The organism is Pseudomonas sp. 910_23, assembly GCF_052850795.1.
In genome coordinates this window covers 72,750-91,190 of record NZ_VXCZ01000021.1, presented here as the reverse complement: position 1 = coordinate 91,190, position 18,441 = coordinate 72,750, and the positions used below count along the sequence as shown (strand labels likewise).

The following is an 18,441-nucleotide window of genomic DNA, read 5'->3' as shown; positions in this document are numbered from 1 at the left end:
CAGTCATGGGTTTGCTGATTGAAGGACAGTGGAAAGACCAGTGGTATGAAAGTAGCGCAGATGGCGCTTTCCAACGGGAGCAGGCACAACGCCGCAACTGGGTGACCGCCGATGGCGCGCCCGGCCCGAGTGGCGAAGGTGGCTTCAAGGCTGAGGCTGGCCGCTATCACCTCTATGTATCCCTGGCCTGCCCCTGGGCGCACCGCACCTTGATCCTGCGCAAGCTCAAAGGCCTGGAAAGCCTGATCGACGTGTCAGTGGTCAGCTGGTTGATGCTGGAAAACGGCTGGACCTTCGACAAGGCCCACGGCTCCAGCGGTGACAAACTGGACGATCTGGCCTTCATGCACCAGCGCTACACCGCCGATACGGCCGACTACACCGGGCGCGTCACCGTGCCGGTGCTGTGGGACAAAAAACTCAAGCGCATCGTCAGCAATGAATCGGCAGAAATCATCCGCATGTTCAACAACGCGTTCAACGGGCTGACCGGCAATACCCTGGATTTTTATCCCGACACCCTTCGCCCGACCATCGACGCCCTGAACGAACGTATCTACCCGGCCGTGAACAACGGCGTATACCGCGCAGGTTTTGCCACGTCACAGCAGGCGTATGAACGTGCGTTTGATGATGTGTTTGCCGAGCTGGATCATTTGGAACAACACCTGGGCCAGCATCGTTATCTGGCCGGTGAGTACCTGACCGAGGCGGATGTGCGGCTGTTCACTACGTTGATTCGCTTTGACGCGGTGTATTACAGCCACTTCAAGTGCAACCTGCGGCGGATTGCCGATTATGCGAATTTGTCGAATTGGCTAAGGGAGATGTATCAGTGGCCGGGCGTGGCCGAGACGGTGGACTTTGCCCATATCAAGGGGCATTACTATGCCAGCCATCGCACGATCAACCCGACGGGGATTGTGCCGAAGGGGCCGTTGCAAGAGTTTGACAACAGCCATGATCGGGCGCGACTTTCAGGTAAAGGTGTCTTTAGCTGATCTGGATTATCGGTTGTATTTGATGGCCTCATCGGGAGCAAGCCCCCTCCCACATTTTGACTGTGTTCACAAACCAAAATGTGGGAGGGGGCTTGCTCCCGATGCTTTTAAGGCTCAGACCTGAGACTGAGCCCTTTCGAACCATTTGAGCTTCTCGCGCAACACCACCACCTCACCCACGATCACCAGCGTCGGCGCATGTACTTCATGCTCCGCCACCATGCGCGGCAGGTCCGCCAGGGTGCCGGTAAACACACGCTGGTTGGAAGTGGTGCCCTGCTGGATCAAAGCCGCCGGTGTGTCCGCCGAGCGCCCGTGCTTGATCAACTGCTCACAAATGATCGGCAAGCCAATCAAGCCCATGTAGAACACCAGGGTCTGCGACGGCCCGACAAGGTCCTGCCAGGGCAGATCCGACGTATTGTTCTTCAGGTGCCCGGTGATGAAGCGCACCGATTGCGCATAGTCACGGTGCGTCAGCGGAATCCCGGCATACGCGGCACAACCACTGGCCGCCGTGATCCCTGGCACCACCTGGAACGGGATGCCATGGGCCGCCAACTCCTCGATTTCTTCGCCACCGCGCCCAAAAATGAACGGATCGCCGCCCTTGAGGCGCAGCACGCGCTTGCCTTGCTTGGCCAGGTCGACCAGTTGCTGGTTGATCTTATCCTGGGGCACAGCGTGGTCGGCACGCCGCTTGCCGACGTAAACCCGCTCGGCATCACGACGGCACAGTTCCAGGATCGCCGGCGCCACCAGACGGTCGTACAGCACCACGTCGGCCTGCTGCATCAGGCGCAAGGCACGAAAGGTGAGCAAGTCCGGGTCACCCGGGCCTGCACCCACCAGGTACACCTCGCCGGGTGCATAAGGCGGCGCGCCATTGACCTTTTCGATCAACAGGCGCTCAGCTTCATCGCCCTGCCCGGCCAGTTGACGGTCGGCAATCGGCCCCTGGAACACCTCTTCCCAGAACGCCCGGCGCTGCTGCACATCCGGGTACAAACCTTTGACCTGGGCGCGAAAACGCGCGGCCAAACCGGCTAATTGGCCGTAGGTGGACGGAATCCAGGTTTCCAGCTTGGCGCGGATCAAGCGCGCCAGCACTGGCGCGTCGCCGCCGCTGGACACCGCAATCACCAACGGCGAACGGTCGACAATCGCCGGGAAGATCACGCTGCACAGGGCCGGCGCGTCTACAACGTTGACCGGCACGCAACGGCGCTTGGCCTCACTGGACACTTGCGCGTTCAGCGGCTCGTCGTCCGTTGCCGCGATGATCAGGGTGCAACCCTCCAGGTCAGCCTCCTGATAACCGCGCAAAATCAGTTCCCCGCCACTGCCCAGTACCAGTTCACACAACTGGTCTTCGATCTGGGGAGCAACCACCCGCAGCAACGCACCGGCGTCGGCCAGCAGCCGGGATTTGCGCAAGGCAATCTCCCCGCCACCGACGACCAACACTCGACTGCCGCGCAGGTTATGAAACAGCGGCAGAAATTCCATTTAGGCGATGACCTCAACGCCGCCCATGTACGGCTTGAGCACCTCAGGTACACGGATCGAACCGTCAGCCTGCTGGTAGTTTTCCAGCACGGCCACCAAGGTACGGCCTACGGCCAGGCCAGAACCGTTAAGGGTGTGCACCAACTCCGGCTTGCCGGTTTCCGGGTTGCGGAAACGCGCCTGCATACGACGGGCCTGGAAATCACCGCAGTTGGAGCACGACGAAATTTCGCGGTACTTGTCTTGGCTCGGTACCCACACTTCCAAATCGTAGGTCTTCACAGCGCTGAAGCCCATGTCGCCGGTGCACAGCGCCAGTACGCGGTACGGCAGCTCCAACAGTTGCAGAACGCGTTCGGCATTGGCGGTCAGGCCTTCCAGGGCTTCCATGGAAGTCGACGGCTCGACCACCTGCACCATCTCGACCTTGTCGAACTGGTGTTGGCGGATCATGCCGCGCGTATCGCGACCCGATGCGCCGGCTTCACTGCGAAAGCACGGGCTGTGGGCAACCAGCTTCAACGGCAGTTGCTTGGCATCGAGGATTTCGCCGGCGACGATATTGGTCAGCGACACCTCGGCGGTCGGGATCAGGTACAGATCGGCTTCGCCGTCGCGAGTGATCTTGAACAGGTCTTCTTCGAATTTCGGCAACTGGCTGGTACCCATCAGCGCCGGCGCTTGGACCAGGTACGGGGTGTAGGCTTCTTCGTAGCCATGCTCACCGGTGTGCAGGTTGATCATGAACTGCGCCAGCGCACGGTGCATACGGGCGATCGGGCCACGCAGCAAAGCGAAACGGGCACCGGACATTTTTGCCGCGGTCTCGAAATCCAGGCCACCGGTCAATTCGCCCAGGGCCACATGGTCCTTGATCTCGAAATCGAAGGCTTTGGGCGTACCCCAGCGGCGTACTTCAACGTTGCCGTCTTCGTCTTCGCCTACCGGCACGGATTCGTGGGGCAGGTTCGGAATGCCCAGCAGGATCGAGTCCAGCTCGGTCTGGATGCCTTCCAGCTCGGTTTTGCCGTTGGACAGCTCAGTGCCCATACGCTCGACATCCGCCATCAGCGGTGCGATGTCTTCGCCGCGCTGTTTGGCCTGGCCAATGGACTTGGAACGCGCATTACGCTCAGCCTGCAGTGCTTCGGTGCGGGTCTGGACGGTCTTGCGCTGTTCTTCCAGCGCTTCGATGCGCGCAACATCCAAGGCAAAGCCACGGGATGCCAGGCGGTCCGCTACGTCCTGAAGGTTGCTACGTAACAGTTTGGAATCGAGCATGTCGGTCTCTCGTTATCAAAGTTTGGTCAAGGACAGGCCGGCCCAGGTGGCGAGCAGCCCGCCGAATACGCTGATGGCCGCATAGCCAATCGCCAGCGGCACTTGCCCGCTTTCCAGCAGGCGCACGGTATCCAGTGAAAAGGATGAAAAGGTCGTCAGGCCGCCGAGAAAGCCAACCATCAATCCGGCACGCACCTCAACAGGCACTTCCGGGCGTAACAAAAACAGGCCGTATAACACGCCGATCAGCAGGCAGCCCACGATATTAACGGCGAGCGTCGCCGTATAGAAGTGTTTCGGCCAATTGGCGTTGATCCAATTGCCGGTGGCAAAGCGCAGCAGTGTACCGGCGATGCCACCAGCCGAGACAGCGACGACCAAGGGAATCATGATTTTCTCCGCTGGCGGGGGCTTAAACGGTCGAGGGTAGCAAGGTGATTGAGCTTTTCACCAATCTTCAACTCCAGGCCACGGGGCACTGGCTGATAGAACGGCTGCGGCTCCAGCTCATCAGGGAAGTAGTCTTCGCCGGCCGCGTAGGCATCCGGCTCATCATGGGCATAACGGTATTCATCGCCGTAGCCCAGTTGTTTCATCAGTTTGGTCGGCGCGTTGCGCAAGTGCATCGGCACTTCCAGCGAACCATGTTCAGCCGCCGCTCGCAGCGCCGACTTGAAGCCCATGTACACCGCGTTGCTTTTCGGTGCGCAGGCCAGGTAGGTGATGGCCTGGGCCACCGCCAACTCGCCTTCCGGGCTGCCGAGGCGCTCCTGCACCTCCCAGGCGGCCAGGCACAGGCTCAGGGCTCGCGGGTCGGCATTGCCGATGTCTTCGCTGGCCATGCGCACCACGCGACGGGCCAGGTACAACGGATCGCAACCGCCGTCGATCATGCGTGCGAACCAGTACAGCGCACCGTCCGGGTTGGAGCCGCGCACGGACTTGTGCAGCGCGGAAATCTGGTCGTAGAAAGCTTCACCGCCCTTGTCGAAGCGCCGGCGCGTATCACCCAGCAGGCTTTGCAGCAGATCGACGCCAATTTCGCCGCCGTCTTCAGCCAGGTCCGAAGCGTTTTCCAGCAGGTTGAGAAAACGCCTGCCATCGCCATCTGCGGCGGTGAGCAGGATCTTGAAGCCTTCTTCACTGACGCTCAGATGGCGCTTGCCCAGGCCCTTGTCTTCATTCAAGGCCCGCTGCAGCAGTTTCTGCATCGCCGCCTCGTCCAGGCTTTTGAGCACGTAGACACGCGCTCGCGACAACAAGGCGTTGTTGAGCTCAAACGAAGGGTTTTCAGTGGTGGCGCCGATAAAGATCAAGGTGCCGTCTTCAACATACGGCAGGAACGCATCCTGCTGTGACTTGTTGAAGCGATGCACTTCGTCGACAAACAGGATGGTGCGCTTGCCGTACTGCCCGGCCTGCTGCTTGGCGACTTCCACCGCCTGGCGGATTTCCTTGACCCCGGCAAGCACCGCCGAGACCGTTTCAAAGTGGGCATCCGAGACTTTCGCCAGCAGCCGCGCCAGGGTGGTCTTGCCCACGCCCGGCGGGCCCCAGAAAATCATCGAGTGCAGCGCGCCCTGCTCCAGCGCTTCGCGCAAGGGCTTGCCGCGAGCGAGCAGGTGTTCCTGACCGACGTACTCATCCAGGTTGGTCGAACGCAAGCGTGCGGCCAGGGGCTGGGCAATCGGGTCACTTCGAAACAGATCCATGGGCAGCGCTTGAAACCTCTCGGCAGGTTATTCCTGGATCACGTCGGCACCCTTGGGGATGTCGAACTTGAACTTGGACGCGGGCACCGGCTGGTTGGCCTTGACCCCGGAAAACAGGATATCGGTGCGCTGGCCAACGCTGTCGACCAGGCGCATGTTATTGATCACACCGTTGCCGAACGACAGGGACAGCGTGTCAAACAGCGTGTCCTTGGATTTTGGCTTGAGGGTGAACTCGATCACGTTGCTGGTCTGTTTGGAAGTGATGTCGAAGCTGTCGTTGATTTTCGACACGTCACCCGACAGCAGCAGTGCGGGTGTCTGGTTCAGGCGTGGATCGAGCTTCTTGATGGTCGCCTGTTCCAGGTCCGGGTCCCACAGGGTGACCTTCTGGCCATCGGAAACGATGGTCTGCTCAGCCTTGCCTTCGGTATGCCAGTAGAACAACCCAGGGCGCTGCACGGCCATCTCACCGGCGGTTTCCTGCAACTGGGTGCCACCGGCATCCAGGGTCAGTTGGGAGAAGCGCGCGGTCAGGGTCTGGGATTTGTCCAACAGGTTCTTCAGGCTGGCGACGGAAGCCGGGTCAGCGTGAGCCGAAACAGCGGTCAGGGCCAGTGCCGGCAACAACAGCATGCGGATAAAGCGCATGGGAGTCCTCATTGAGTAGTCAGGGCGGTGCCGCGTATTACCACGCGGCACCGGGGTCAGTCGCGCATCTGCCCGGGGGCGATGATTTCACGCGAGCCGTTGGTGTTCATTGCAGTGACAACGCCGGCGTGTTCCATGGCTTCGATCATGCGGGCAGCGCGGTTGTAGCCGATTTTCAACTTGCGTTGCACTGCGGAGATAGAGGCGCGACGGCTTTCCAGCACGAAGGCCACGGCCTCATCGTACAGCGCGTCGGTTTCGGCATCATCGTCGCCACCGCCGCTGCCACCGTCAAAACCGCTGCCGGCCTCTTCGACGCCTGCGAGGATGTCATCGTTGTATTCCGGGGCGCCGCGCAGTTTCCAGGCTTCGACCACGCGGTGTACTTCGTCATCGGACACAAAGGCACCGTGAACGCGAATCGGCAGGCTGGTGCCCGGCGGCATGTAGAGCATGTCACCGTGGCCCAGCAGTTGCTCGGCGCCACCCTGGTCGATGATGGTCCGTGAGTCGATCTTGCTCGATACCTGGAACGCCATGCGTGTCGGGATGTTGGCCTTGATCAGGCCGGTGATCACATCCACCGACGGGCGCTGAGTCGCGAGGATCAGGTGAATCCCGGCGGCACGTGCCTTCTGGGCAATACGCGCGATCAGTTCTTCGACCTTCTTGCCGACGATCATCATCATGTCGGCGAATTCGTCGACCACCACCACGATGGTCGGCAGCTTGGTCAGCAGCGGGGCCTCGTCATGAATGTTTTCGCGTTTGTACAGCGGGTCGGTCAGCGGTTCGCCGGCGTCCTGGGCTTCCTTGACCTTGGCGTTGAAGCCCGACAGGTTACGTACGCCCATCTTGGCCATCAGCTTGTAGCGGCGCTCCATCTCGGCAACGCTCCAACGCAGGGCGTTGGCGGCGTCCTTCATGTCGGTAACCACCGGGCACAACAGGTGCGGAATGCCTTCGTAGATCGACAGTTCCAACATCTTCGGGTCGATCATGATCAGCTTGGCGTCATCCGGCCCGGACTTGAACAGGATCGACAGGATCATTGCGTTCACACCCACCGACTTACCGGAACCGGTGGTACCGGCTACCAGCAGGTGAGGCATTTTCGCCAGGTCGGTGATCACCGGCTTGCCGCCGATGTCATGGCCGAGGGCCAGGGTGACCGGCGATTTGAAATTGTCGTACTCGGGGGTCGACAGCACTTCGGAGAAACGCACGATCTGGCGGTCTTCGTTGGGAATCTCGATACCCACGGTGGTCTTGCCCGGGATCACTTCCACCACGCGCACGCTGGTCACGGCCAGGGAACGGGCCAAGTCTTTGGCCAGGTTGGAAATGCGGCTGACTTTGACACCGGCGGCCGGCTGGATTTCGTAACGGGTAATCACCGGGCCGGGATGGATCGAATCCACCGACACTTCGACGCCGAACTCCTTGAGCTTGATTTCCAGCAGATGGCCGACGGCCGCCAGGGATTCGGGGGAATAATTGAGCTGTTTCTTTTCTGCCGGGTCAAGAATCGAGATCGGCGGCAAGGTGCCTTCCACGGCGCTGTCGATGAACAACGGAGCCTGTTTCTCTTTCTGCACACGATGGCTGGGTTCCGGCGCCTTGGGCGGTGCCGGCGCGATCACCGGCGGCACCTGCTTCTCGCGGTCCGACATGTGCTTGCTCAGGGCTTGCTCACGCTCGATCAAGCGCTCCTTGACCTTGGCCTGCTCGCGCCGGTCCGGGGTGCTTGGGGCCACCACCTCGTTGACACGAGTGTCCACCTCGCGAAGCTGCGCAACCATCTGCTTGCGCTCCACACGGGCAGCCCACCAGCGGTTGGCGGCGCCTTGGAACAATTCGAACAGATCAAGGGTGATCTTGCCGGTCACGTCCATCACCTTGAACCATGACAGGTCGGTAAAGACCGTGAGGCCGAACAGGAACAGCGCGATGAACATCAAGGTGCTGCCCTGGATATTCAGCGTGCGGCGCGCCAGGTCACCGAGGCTTTCGCCCAGCGCCCCGCCCGCACCCGCCGGCAGGCCGGTGGGTGCATGGAAGTGAATATGCGCCAGCGCCGCGCCGGACAGCACCAGGAACACCAGGCCGATCAGGCGCCAGGAGAACAGCCAGCCGCTCCACTGCCACGGCTCGTGACGCTGGCGGAAGATCTGCCAGGTCTTGATCGCCAGCAGCAGCGGGAAAATGTACGCGAAATAACCCAGGATCATGAACAGGATATCGGCGCTGTAGGACCCTACCGGCCCACCGAAATTCTGCACGTCGTCGATCTTGCTGTTATGGCTCCAGCCTGGATCGTCCTTGCCATAGGTGAGCAAGGCCATCATCAGGAACAGGCACAGGGCACCGATGGCAATCAGTGCGCCTTCCTTGAGTCGGTAATGCAGGTGCTGGCGCCAGGCCGGTACGACTGCTGCTTTAGGTGCTGCGGCGGATTTCTTCAAAACGGGTCTTTTCCTGCGCCTTTAGCGCGTCCATCTGTTGAATGACTACACATGACTGCCCTATCCCGAGCAGCTGAAAAATGAACGTATGTTGCTGAATCTACTTTTAACACCAGGTCACGGATAGGTGAAATGGCGATAACGCCACAATGGGCGCATTGTACGGGTTTGCGTGCGCGATGCCACACACTTGCCCTCCACCTGGCAGCCTTGGCAATCGAAGTGTCAAAGCCTGTTCAATTTGAGCATGCATTGCCTTTGCTGACAAAGGCTTATGAGCTGTATCTGGCAATCCAGGCAAACTTGGCAAATGGCTGGCATGTGCCAGCCCCGATTACGACCGCGCCTTATGCGCAGAGTTGCAGAAACACCCGCTCATGCTAATCCGGCCTCACGGGTTAATCGGGCTGGCCCCTTGGCGCCGGGTCGACAATAATCAACGCTTATGCGGCAGATGCCTTGTCTGCCACTCCCCTCCCCTTCCGTAAGCCTGGATGCCATGCTGACCTGGTTACAACGCGACAACCTGACTTTCCCGCCCCTGGCCAAGGCCATGCGCGAACCCAATGGCCTGCTCGCCGCCGGTGGCGACCTGTCGGCCGAACGCCTGATCCAGGCCTATCGCCATGGCTGCTTTCCGTGGTTCTCCGAAGGCCAGCCTATCCTCTGGTGGTCACCCGACCCACGCACGGTGATCTTCCCCGACGAACTGCATGTGTCCCGCAGCCTCGGCAAACTGCTGCGCCAACAGCGTTATACCGTAACGTTCGACCAGGATTTCGCCGCTGTCATCCAGGCCTGTGCTGCACCGCGCGCCTACGCGGACGGCACCTGGATCACCGAGGGCATCCAGAACGCCTACCTGGCGCTGCACAAGCGCGGCTACGCCCACTCCGTGGAAGTATGGGACCAGGGCGAACTGGTAGGTGGCCTGTATGGCCTGGCGATGGGCCAGCTGTTTTTTGGCGAATCCATGTTCAGCCGCGCCGACAACGCCTCGAAATTCGGTTTCGCCACATTGACCCGTCAATTGCAGGCGTGGGGCTTCGTGCTGATCGACTGCCAGATGCCCAATGACCACCTGCACAGCCTGGGCGCCCGTGCCATACCGCGCAGCGACTTCGCTGACTTGCTGCGCAAGCATTTGGACCAACCCAGCTCTGGGCCGTGGGTTTCGTAGGCGACTTTCGCCTACCTGGCTTACACTTATTCCAAAGCTTATCCCGAGGGTTGATCATGACCGAGCTGGCGCGCTTGAAGTTCTATGCCACTCAAGCCCACTCTTGCAGCTATCTGCCCGATGAGCAGGCCACCACGCTGTTCCTCGATCCCAGCCAGCCGATGGACGTGCACGTGTACGCCGACCTCTCGGAGATGGGGTTTCGGCGCAGCGGCGATCATCTGTACCGACCTCACTGCCAGAATTGCAACGCGTGTGTGCCGGCGCGCATCCCTGCCGCGCAATTTTTGCCCGATCGCAATCAGAAACGCATCCTCAAACGCAACGCCGACCTGACGGTAAACGCGGTCAAGCCGCAGTACAGCGAAGAGTATTTCGACCTTTATCAGCGCTACATCGAGCAACGCCATGCCGATGGCGACATGTTCCCGCCCAGCCGTGATCAGTTTTCCACCTTCCTGGTACGTGACCTGCCGTTCTCGCGCTTCTACGAGTTCCGCCTCGATGGACGGCTGCTGGCCGTGGCGGTGACCGACCTGCTGCCCAACGGCCTGTCGGCGGTGTACACCTTCTATGAACCCGAAGAGGAACGCCGCAGCCTCGGGCGCTTTGCGATCCTCTGGCAAATAGGTGAAGCGCTGCGCCTGGAACTGGAAGCGGTGTACCTCGGATACTGGATCAAGAACTGCAAAAAGATGAACTACAAGACCCAATATCGGCCCATTGAGCTGCTGATTAATCAAAGATGGGTCACACTTAACTAGAACCCCTTGGCTTGAACCCTCTTTTTCGGGCACAATGCACGCCGCTTTTGCCTGGCGCAGTTGCACCGGGCCATTCACTGGATACCGAGGGCTTTACTGCATGTCGAAAGAAGACAGCTTCGAAATGGAAGGCACTGTCGTCGACACCCTGCCCAACACCATGTTTCGTGTGGAGTTGGAAAATGGGCACGTCGTAACCGCGCATATCTCCGGCAAGATGCGCAAGAACTACATTCGTATTCTTACCGGTGACAAAGTGCGCGTCGAGCTGACGCCCTATGACTTGAGCAAAGGGCGCATCACTTACCGCGCTCGCTAAGCTAGTCAATACAAAACGCCCGGTTATGCCGGGCGTTTTTGTGTGTGCGCCATTTGCCCCAACAACACAAATCCCTGTGGGAGGGGGCTTGCTCCCTCCCACATTGGATCTCGATTGTTCTGAGAATTGCATTTCAAGTCAGCAAAAAGGCGCCTTTCGGCGCCTTTTTGTGTTGCTGCACAGCGATCAGGCCATTTCTGCCGTGGTCTCGAACTCGAAGGTCAGCTCGCCGTCCTTCAGGTCGATATGCACCACGCCGCCATGATCGGAGAGTTCTCCGAACAGGATCTCTTCGGCCAGCGGCCGCTTGATCTTGTCCTGGATCAGACGCGCCATTGGGCGAGCGCCCATTGCCGCATCGTAGCCGCCCTCTGCGATCCAACTGCGAGCCGCTTCCGTCACATCCAGCTGCACGCGCTTGTCTTCCAACTGCGCCTGAAGCTCGGTGAGGAACTTGTCCACCACGCTCTTGATAACCTCATGGCTGAGGCGACCAAATTGGATAATGGTGTCCAGACGGTTGCGGAACTCCGGCGTGAAGCTCTTCTTGATCACTTCCATTGCATCGGAAGAGTGATCCTGATGCGTGAAGCCGATTGACGCTCGCGCAGCAGTTTCGGCACCAGCGTTCGTGGTCATGATCACGATCACATTACGGAAGTCCGCCTTGCGCCCGTTGTTATCGGTCAGCGTCCCGTGGTCCATGACCTGCAACAGCAGGTTGAAGACTTCCGGGTGAGCCTTTTCGATTTCATCGAGCAGCAGTACGCAATGCGGCTGCTTGGTGATCGCCTCGGTCAACAAGCCGCCCTGATCGAAACCGACATAGCCCGGCGGCGCACCGATCAGGCGCGACACGGTGTGACGCTCCATGTACTCGGACATGTCGAAACGGACCAGCTCGATACCCATGGCCTTGGCCAACTGCCGCGCCGCCTCGGTCTTGCCGACACCGGTAGGCCCTGCGAACAGGAACGAACCGACCGGCTTGTCCGGCGACTTGAGGCCCGCACGGGACAACTTGATCGCAGTGGACAGCGAGTCGATCGCCGCATCCTGACCGAACACAGTGAGCTTGAGATCGCGCTCCAGGTTACGCAGCAGCTCCTTGTCGGAACTGGTGACGTGCTTTGGCGGAATCCGCGCGATCTTCGCCACGATGTCCTCGACCTGAGGCACATCGATACGCTTCACACGCTTCTCGACCGGCTGCAGGCGCTGGTAGGCGCCCGCCTCGTCGATCACGTCGATGGCCTTGTCCGGCATGTGCCGGTCATTGATGTAGCGCGACGCCAGCTCGGCCGCCGCACGCAGGGCCTCATCGGTGTACTCGATGCCGTGGTGCGCTTCAAAACGCCCCTTGAGCCCGCGCAGGATGCCAATGGTGTCTTCAACCGAAGGCTCGGACACGTCGACTTTCTGGAAGCGACGCGCCAGGGCACGGTCTTTTTCGAAAATGCCGCGAAACTCCTGGAAGGTGGTTGAGCCGATGCAGCGGATATCACCCGAAGACAGCAATGGCTTAAGCAGGTTGGAGGCATCCATCACCCCACCGGAGGCCGCACCGGCACCAATGATGGTGTGGATCTCGTCGATGAACAGGATCGCCTGCGGGCGTTTTTTCAGCTCGCCGAGCAGCGCCTTGAAGCGCTTCTCGAAATCGCCACGGTACTTGGTCCCGGCGAGCAATGCGCCCAGGTCAAGGGAGTAGACGACGCTGTTGGCCAGCAGGTCCGGCACCTGGTTGTCGACAATGCGCTTGGCCAGGCCTTCGGCAATCGCGGTTTTACCCACGCCCGCCTCACCCACCAGCAACGGGTTGTTCTTGCGACGCCGCGCGAGAATCTGCGCTACACGCTCGACCTCGCTCTCACGCCCGACCAGCGGATCGATCCGCCCCTGTCGCGCCATCTCATTGAGATTGCTGGCATAGGCATCCAGCGGGTTGCTTGAAGAAGAAGACTCACCGCCCTCGTCGTCCTGCATATCCTGCTCACCCTCGGAATGATCGCCGTGCCCGGGCACCTTGGAGATACCGTGGGCGATGTAATTGACGACATCAATACGGGCAACGCTCTGCTGCTTGAGCAGAAACACGGCCTGGCTTTCCTGTTCGCTGAAAATTGCCACCAGCACGTTTGCGCCTGTGACCTCACGCTTACCGGAGCTCTGTACGTGGAAGACAGCACGCTGCAATACCCGCTGGAAGCCCAGGGTTGGCTGGGTCTCGCGGTCCTCGTCATGCACGGGGATCAGTGGCGTGGTGGAGTCGATAAACTCCTGCAGATCATGCTTGAGTTTGTCGAGGTTGGCGCCGCACGCACGCAGAACGGTGGCGGCAGCTTCATTATCCAAAAGTGCCAGCAAAAGGTGCTCGACGGTCATGAACTCATGACGCTTCGAACGAGCCTCCTTGAAGGCAAGATTGAGGGTGACTTCGAGCTCGCGGTTTAACATAGCTTCACCTCATACCCAAGTGGTCGGCGTTAACCGTCCTTCTCGATTTCACAGAGTAGCGGATGCTGGCTTTCCCTGGCGTACTGGTTGACCTGCATGGCCTTTGTCTCGGCGATGTCGCGGGTAAACACTCCACATACTGCCCGTCCTTCTGTGTGAACGGCCAGCATTACCTTGGTCGCCAACTCGCGGTTCAGGTTAAAAAACACCTCGAGCACTTCGACGACGAAATCCATCGGTGTGTAGTCATCATTGAACAAAACCACCTTGTACATCGGCGGTGCCTGTAAAGCAGGCTTGGCCTCCTGAACAGCAATGCCTGCAGAACCGTCGTCGTCATGTTCCTGATCCGGGCGATCCTGATTGAATGTTAGTCGAATCTGGCTATTTGCATGCATGGAAAGAAAGGTTCGTCAGTGGTTCAATTACAGTGGTGGGGGCGAGCTGTCAGAATTTCAACTCTGACCGACTGGTCGCCTTGACTATCGGCAAATCGGTGTTACAACCAATAGAGCCCACAGTGGGTAAAAAAGGTCCGCGCAGTCAACCTTATTTATTCGGGTTAGGACGGATAAACTGGATGATACTCCAGTGATGGAGTCTGGTGCAGAGGGATATGGCGATGCTAAGTGGTAAGGTCAAGTGGTTCAACAATGCCAAGGGTTACGGTTTCATTGTCGAGGACGGCAAGGATGAGGACCTTTTTGCGCATTTCTCCGTGATCGATATGGATGGGTACAAAACGCTGAAGGCGGGTCAACCGGTGTCCTTTGATCTTAAACAGGGCCCAAAGGGCTTGAATGCGGTGAATATCAAGTTAGTCACCGCCCCGTCTGCCGCAGAAAAAGTTGCAGCGCCCGATCAAAAGTCAAAAAAAGAACAGGCCTGATCAGCCACTGAACAAAGCACTGAAAGCAAACCGGCCGCCCAATTCATCAAGGCGGCCGGTTTTTTTCTGCCTGTTTACATATGCTTGATCAGCGCATCACCAAAGCCCGACGACGACACCAACGTAGCGCCATCCATCAGGCGCTCAAAGTCATAGGTCACGGTCTTGGCAGAAATCGCACCATTGGTGCCCTTGATGATCAAGTCAGCCGCCTCGACCCAGCCCATATGACGCAGCATCATTTCTGCCGACAGAATCAGTGAACCCGGGTTGACCTGGTCTTTGCCCGCATACTTGGGCGCAGTACCGTGAGTGGCTTCGAACATCGCCACGGTGTCCGACAGGTTGGCTCCCGGCGCGATACCAATACCACCAACCTCCGCCGCCAAGGCATCGGACAAGTAGTCGCCATTGAGGTTGAGCGTGGCAATCACATCATACTCAGCCGGACGCAGCAGGATCTGCTGGAGCATGGCATCGGCAATCGCATCCTTGACCACCACATTCTTGCCGGTCTTGGGGTTCTTGAACTGCATCCACGGGCCGCCGTCGAGCAGCGTCGCGCCGAATTCTTCAGCCGCCACTTCGTAGGCCCACTCCTTGAAGGCACCTTCGGTGAACTTCATGATGTTGCCTTTATGCACGATGGTCAGCGAGTCGCGGTCGTTATCGACTACATACTGCAGGGCCTTGCGTGCCAGGCGCTTGGTACCCTCTTTCGACACCGGCTTGACGCCAATCCCGCAATCCTGGTCGAAACGGATCTTGGTAACGCCCATTTCCTCCTTGAGGAACTTGATCACCTTGATCGCCTCAGGCGAACCGGCTTTCCACTCGATACCCGCGTAAATATCCTCGGAGTTCTCACGGAAGATGGTCATGTCCACATCGCCTGGCTTCTTGACCGGGCTAGGCACGCCTTCAAACCAGCGTACCGGGCGCAGGCACACATACAGGTCGAGCTGCTGACGCAGAGCCACGTTCAGCGAGCGAATACCACCCCCGACCGGCGTGGTCAGCGGGCCCTTGATGGACACCACGTAATCCTTGACCGCGTCCAGGGTTTCCTGGGGCAACCAGGTGTCCTGGTCGTAGACCTGGGTCGCCTTTTCGCCGGCATACACCTCCATCCACGAGATTTTGCGCTTGCCGCCGTAAGCCTTTTCAACAGCTGCGTCGACCACCTTGATCATCACCGGACTGATGTCGACGCCAATACCGTCACCTTCGATATAGGGGATGATCGGTTGGTCAGGAACATTGAGAGAATGGTCTGCATTGACGGTGATTTTGTCGCCGACTGCCGGAACCTGAATCTTCTTGTATCCCATGCTGAACTCCATCTATGGATTGAACATCTGGCTGCGTTCGAGCCTACTCCAGATAAATGGCGACCGAAACCTCGCGCCATGCTCATTTGCATCGAAAACAGCATAAATTGTCGCCTACAAGCCTGAAAGCAAAGGGAAAAGTGCCAATCTTGAGCACATCATTCAACTTTCGGCGTAACCCCACCCCTGCGACCTTTAGACCAATGGACGACACAGCTTTTGTATGAAGGCTCTGCGTAAGCATAGCGACCTATGTATAATGCCGCCGCTGACCAAAGAGTCACGACGGTTGACCGCTCTAGACAGTAGCCTTCAGCCAGAAAGCAGGACTATTACAATAGTCCAAACGCTTGACGCTCGACTGATGCAACCCAACATCACCGCGAAGAAACCTCGACATTTCGCTCATGGATGACTTTGAACGAACGCGCTCCACCCGGCGCATCTCGAGTTTCTGCGCACGCTTTCAGCAAAGAAGAGAGTTAATCCGAATATGCCCACCCGCTCGAAGATCATCTACACCTTCACCGACGAAGCTCCAGCCCTCGCCACCTATTCACTGTTGCCTATCGTAGAGGCCTTCACCGCTTCCGCTGATATTGCCGTTGAAACCCGCGACATCTCCCTCGCAGGGCGCATCCTCGCAAGCTTCCCCGAGCAACTGGGCACCAAGGCTATCCCGGACCACCTCGCCGAACTGGGCGACCTGGCCGTAACCCCTGAAGCCAACATCATCAAGCTGCCTAACATCAGTGCCTCGACCCCGCAACTGCAAGCCGCGATCAAGGAACTGCAGGCCCAGGGCTACGCCCTGCCGGACTACCCGGAAACCGTAACCACCGACGCGGAAAAAGAAACCCGTGCACGTTACGACAAGGTCAAGGGCAGCGCCGTGAACCCGGTACTGCGCGAAGGCAACTCCGACCGCCGCGCGCCGCTGTCGGTCAAGAACTACGCACGCAAGCACCCGCACAAGATGGGCGCCTGGGCTGCCGACTCCAAGTCGCACATTGCCCACATGAGCAATGGTGACTTCTACGGCAGCGAAAAAGCCGTACAGATCGAAGCCGCCGATGCTGTCAAAATTGCGCTGGTTGCTCAGGACGGCACCACCACCGTCCTGAAAGAAAAGACCAGCGTCCAGGCCGGCGAAATCATCGATACCGCCGTACTGAGCAAGAAAGCCCTGCGCAGCTTCATCGCCGCTGAAATCGAGGACGCCAAGAAGCAAGGCGTGCTGCTGTCGGTTCACCTCAAAGCCACCATGATGAAGGTCTCCGACCCGATCATGTTCGGCCAGATCGTTGCCGAGTTCTATAAAGATGCCTTGGCCAAGCACGCTACCGTGCTTGAGCAGATCGGCTTCAACCTGAACAACGGCATCGGCGACCTGTATGCCCGCATCAAGGCCCTGCCGGCCGACCAGCAAGCGCAGATCGAAGCCGACATCCAGGCCGTCTACGCCGCTCGTCCTGCCCTGGCGATGGTCAACTCCGACAAAGGCATCACCAACCTGCACGTGCCGAGCGACGTGATCGTCGACGCCTCGATGCCAGCCATGATCCGTGACTCCGGCAAGATGTGGGGCACCGACGGCCAGTTGCACGACACCAAGGCTGTGATCCCGGATCGCTGCTACGCCACCATCTACCAGGCGGTCATCGAAGACTGCAAGGCCAATGGCGCCTTCGACCCGACCACCATGGGCAGCGTGCCAAACGTTGGCCTGATGGCCAAGAAAGCCGAAGAGTACGGCTCCCACGACAAGACCTTCCAGATCAAGGCTGACGGCGTTGTTCGCGTCACCGACAGCCAGGGCAACCTGCTGATGGAACAGAAAGTCGAGGCCGGCGACATCTTCCGCATGTGCCAGACCAAAGACGCGCCGATCCAGGACTGGGTCAAGCTCGCCGTCAACCGTGCCCGCGCCAGCAACACCCCGGCCATTTTCTGGCTGGACCCCAAGCGCGCTCACGATGGCGTAGTGGTCGAGAAAGTTCAGGCGTACCTGAAAGACCACAACACCGAAGGCCTGGACATCCGCATCATGGCCCCGGTCGATGCGATGAAGTTCACCCTGGAGCGCACCCGCAAGGGCCTGGACACCATTTCGGTGACCGGCAACGTGCTGCGCGACTACCTGACCGACCTGTTCCCGATCATGGAACTGGGCACCAGCGCCAAGATGCTGTCGATCGTGCCGCTGATGAACGGCGGCGGCCTGTTCGAAACCGGCGCTGGCGGTTCGGCTCCCAAGCACGTTCAGCAGCTGCTGGAAGAAAACTTCCTGCGTTGGGACTCCCTGGGCGAGTTCCTGGCCCTGGCCGCTTCCCTTGAGCACCTGGGTGTGACCTACAACAACCCCAAAGCCTTGGTACTGTCCAAGACCCTGGACCAGGCTACCGGTCAGTTCCTGGACAACAACAAGTCGCCATCGCGCAAAGTCGGCAACATCGACAACCGCGGCAGCCACTTCTACCTGGCGCTGTACTGGGCCCAAGCCCTGGCCGCCCAGACCGAAGACGCTGCACTGCAAGCGCAGTTCGGCGAACTGGCAAAAACCCTGGCCGAGAACGAAGCAACCATCGTTGCCGAGCTCAACGCGGTGCAGGGCAAGCCCGTGAACATCGGCGGCTACTACGCGCCGAACCCCGAGCTGACCAGCAAGGCCATGCGCCCAAGCAACACCCTCAATGCGGCGATTGCCAAGTTGAAGTAAGGTTGTAAGGATGCAAAGAAGCCCCGGCCCAGTGCCGGGGTTTCTGTTTGTAGGGACTTCATTGAAGAAACCCAATCAAATGTGGGAGCTGGCTTGCCTGCGATTACAGTCTGTCAGTTCATACAGGTGCAGCTGACCCACCGCCATCGCAGGCAAGCCAGCT

15 protein-coding genes are annotated in these 18,441 nt (G+C 59.3%); 6 read left to right on the top strand and 9 right to left on the bottom strand.

Annotated features, from left to right (window positions below; all coding sequences use genetic code 11):
- The first annotated feature begins 5 nt into the window (after positions 1–5).
- Positions 6–1,001 (top strand): glutathione S-transferase family protein, encoded by a 996-nt coding sequence (locus FW800_RS22760; protein ID WP_446438509.1) that lies wholly within the window; start codon positions 6–8, stop codon positions 999–1,001.
- 114 nt (positions 1,002–1,115) lie between these two features.
- Here the strand turns inward: FW800_RS22760 and cysG are convergent, their stop codons facing one another.
- The 6 genes from cysG to FW800_RS22730 are packed head-to-tail and all read right to left on the bottom strand — an operon-like array spanning position 1,116 to position 8,619.
- The gene (gene cysG / locus FW800_RS22755; RefSeq protein ID WP_446438508.1) at positions 1,116–2,510 is read right to left on the bottom strand and encodes a siroheme synthase CysG; all 1,395 of its coding nucleotides are present in this window, start codon (positions 2,508–2,510) and stop codon (positions 1,116–1,118) included.
- The gene (gene serS, locus FW800_RS22750) at positions 2,511–3,791 is read right to left on the bottom strand and encodes a serine--tRNA ligase (RefSeq protein WP_005789081.1); all 1,281 of its coding nucleotides are present in this window, start codon (positions 3,789–3,791) and stop codon (positions 2,511–2,513) included. It lies immediately after the preceding gene.
- Positions 3,792–3,806: 15 nt separating this feature from the next.
- On the bottom strand, positions 3,807–4,181 hold the full coding sequence (gene crcB, locus FW800_RS22745; RefSeq protein WP_003192080.1) for a fluoride efflux transporter CrcB: 375 nt from the start codon (positions 4,179–4,181) through the stop codon (positions 3,807–3,809).
- A complete protein-coding gene (locus tag FW800_RS22740; RefSeq protein WP_217882352.1) occupies positions 4,178–5,503 on the bottom strand; it encodes a replication-associated recombination protein A in 1,326 nt (441 codons plus the stop codon). The genes crcB and FW800_RS22740 overlap by 4 nt, the downstream gene beginning before the upstream one ends.
- 27 nt (positions 5,504–5,530) lie before the next feature.
- The gene (gene lolA / locus FW800_RS22735) at positions 5,531–6,154 is read right to left on the bottom strand and encodes an outer membrane lipoprotein chaperone LolA (RefSeq protein ID WP_003174700.1); all 624 of its coding nucleotides are present in this window, start codon (positions 6,152–6,154) and stop codon (positions 5,531–5,533) included.
- Positions 6,155–6,210: 56 nt separating this feature from the next.
- A complete protein-coding gene (locus FW800_RS22730; protein ID WP_005789085.1) occupies positions 6,211–8,619 on the bottom strand; it encodes a DNA translocase FtsK in 2,409 nt (802 codons plus the stop codon).
- A gap of 499 nt (positions 8,620–9,118) precedes the next feature.
- Between FW800_RS22730 and aat the strand changes: the two genes are divergently transcribed.
- The 3 genes from aat (at position 9,119) to infA (ending at position 10,882) form a co-directional block, all read left to right on the top strand.
- The gene (aat, locus tag FW800_RS22725; protein WP_005789086.1) at positions 9,119–9,799 is read left to right on the top strand and encodes a leucyl/phenylalanyl-tRNA--protein transferase; all 681 of its coding nucleotides are present in this window, start codon (positions 9,119–9,121) and stop codon (positions 9,797–9,799) included.
- 56 nt (positions 9,800–9,855) lie between these two features.
- Positions 9,856–10,563: an arginyltransferase gene (locus FW800_RS22720; protein WP_005789087.1), complete on the top strand. Its 708-nt coding sequence runs from the start codon at positions 9,856–9,858 to the stop codon at positions 10,561–10,563.
- 100 nt (positions 10,564–10,663) lie between these two features.
- Positions 10,664–10,882, top strand: a complete 219-nt coding sequence (gene infA, locus FW800_RS22715; RefSeq protein WP_002553999.1) for a translation initiation factor IF-1 — start codon at positions 10,664–10,666, stop codon at positions 10,880–10,882.
- Positions 10,883–11,068: 186 nt separating this feature from the next.
- Here infA and clpA read toward each other — a convergent pair whose 3' ends face one another.
- Positions 11,069–13,339: an ATP-dependent Clp protease ATP-binding subunit ClpA gene (gene clpA / locus FW800_RS22710; RefSeq protein WP_032880624.1), complete on the bottom strand. Its 2,271-nt coding sequence runs from the start codon at positions 13,337–13,339 to the stop codon at positions 11,069–11,071.
- A gap of 29 nt (positions 13,340–13,368) precedes the next feature.
- Positions 13,369–13,737 carry an ATP-dependent Clp protease adapter ClpS gene (gene clpS, locus FW800_RS22705; protein ID WP_005789091.1) on the bottom strand — a complete coding sequence of 123 codons (369 nt, stop codon included), beginning with the start codon at positions 13,735–13,737 and terminating at the stop codon, positions 13,369–13,371.
- A 224-nt stretch (positions 13,738–13,961) separates the two neighbouring features.
- On the opposite strand from clpS, the gene cspD reads away from it, so the two are divergent.
- Complete coding sequence (cspD, locus tag FW800_RS22700; protein WP_446438529.1) at positions 13,962–14,228, top strand: cold shock domain-containing protein CspD; 267 nt, start codon at positions 13,962–13,964, stop codon at positions 14,226–14,228.
- A 74-nt stretch (positions 14,229–14,302) separates the two neighbouring features.
- On the opposite strand, the gene icd is transcribed toward cspD, so the two are convergent.
- Positions 14,303–15,559 carry an NADP-dependent isocitrate dehydrogenase gene (icd, locus tag FW800_RS22695; RefSeq protein ID WP_005789095.1) on the bottom strand — a complete coding sequence of 419 codons (1,257 nt, stop codon included), beginning with the start codon at positions 15,557–15,559 and terminating at the stop codon, positions 14,303–14,305.
- 493 nt (positions 15,560–16,052) lie between these two features.
- Here icd and FW800_RS22690 point away from each other — a divergent pair, with 493 nt between their 5' ends.
- A complete protein-coding gene (locus tag FW800_RS22690) occupies positions 16,053–18,278 on the top strand; it encodes an NADP-dependent isocitrate dehydrogenase (protein ID WP_103734501.1) in 2,226 nt (741 codons plus the stop codon).
- Positions 18,279–18,441 lie beyond the last annotated feature (163 nt).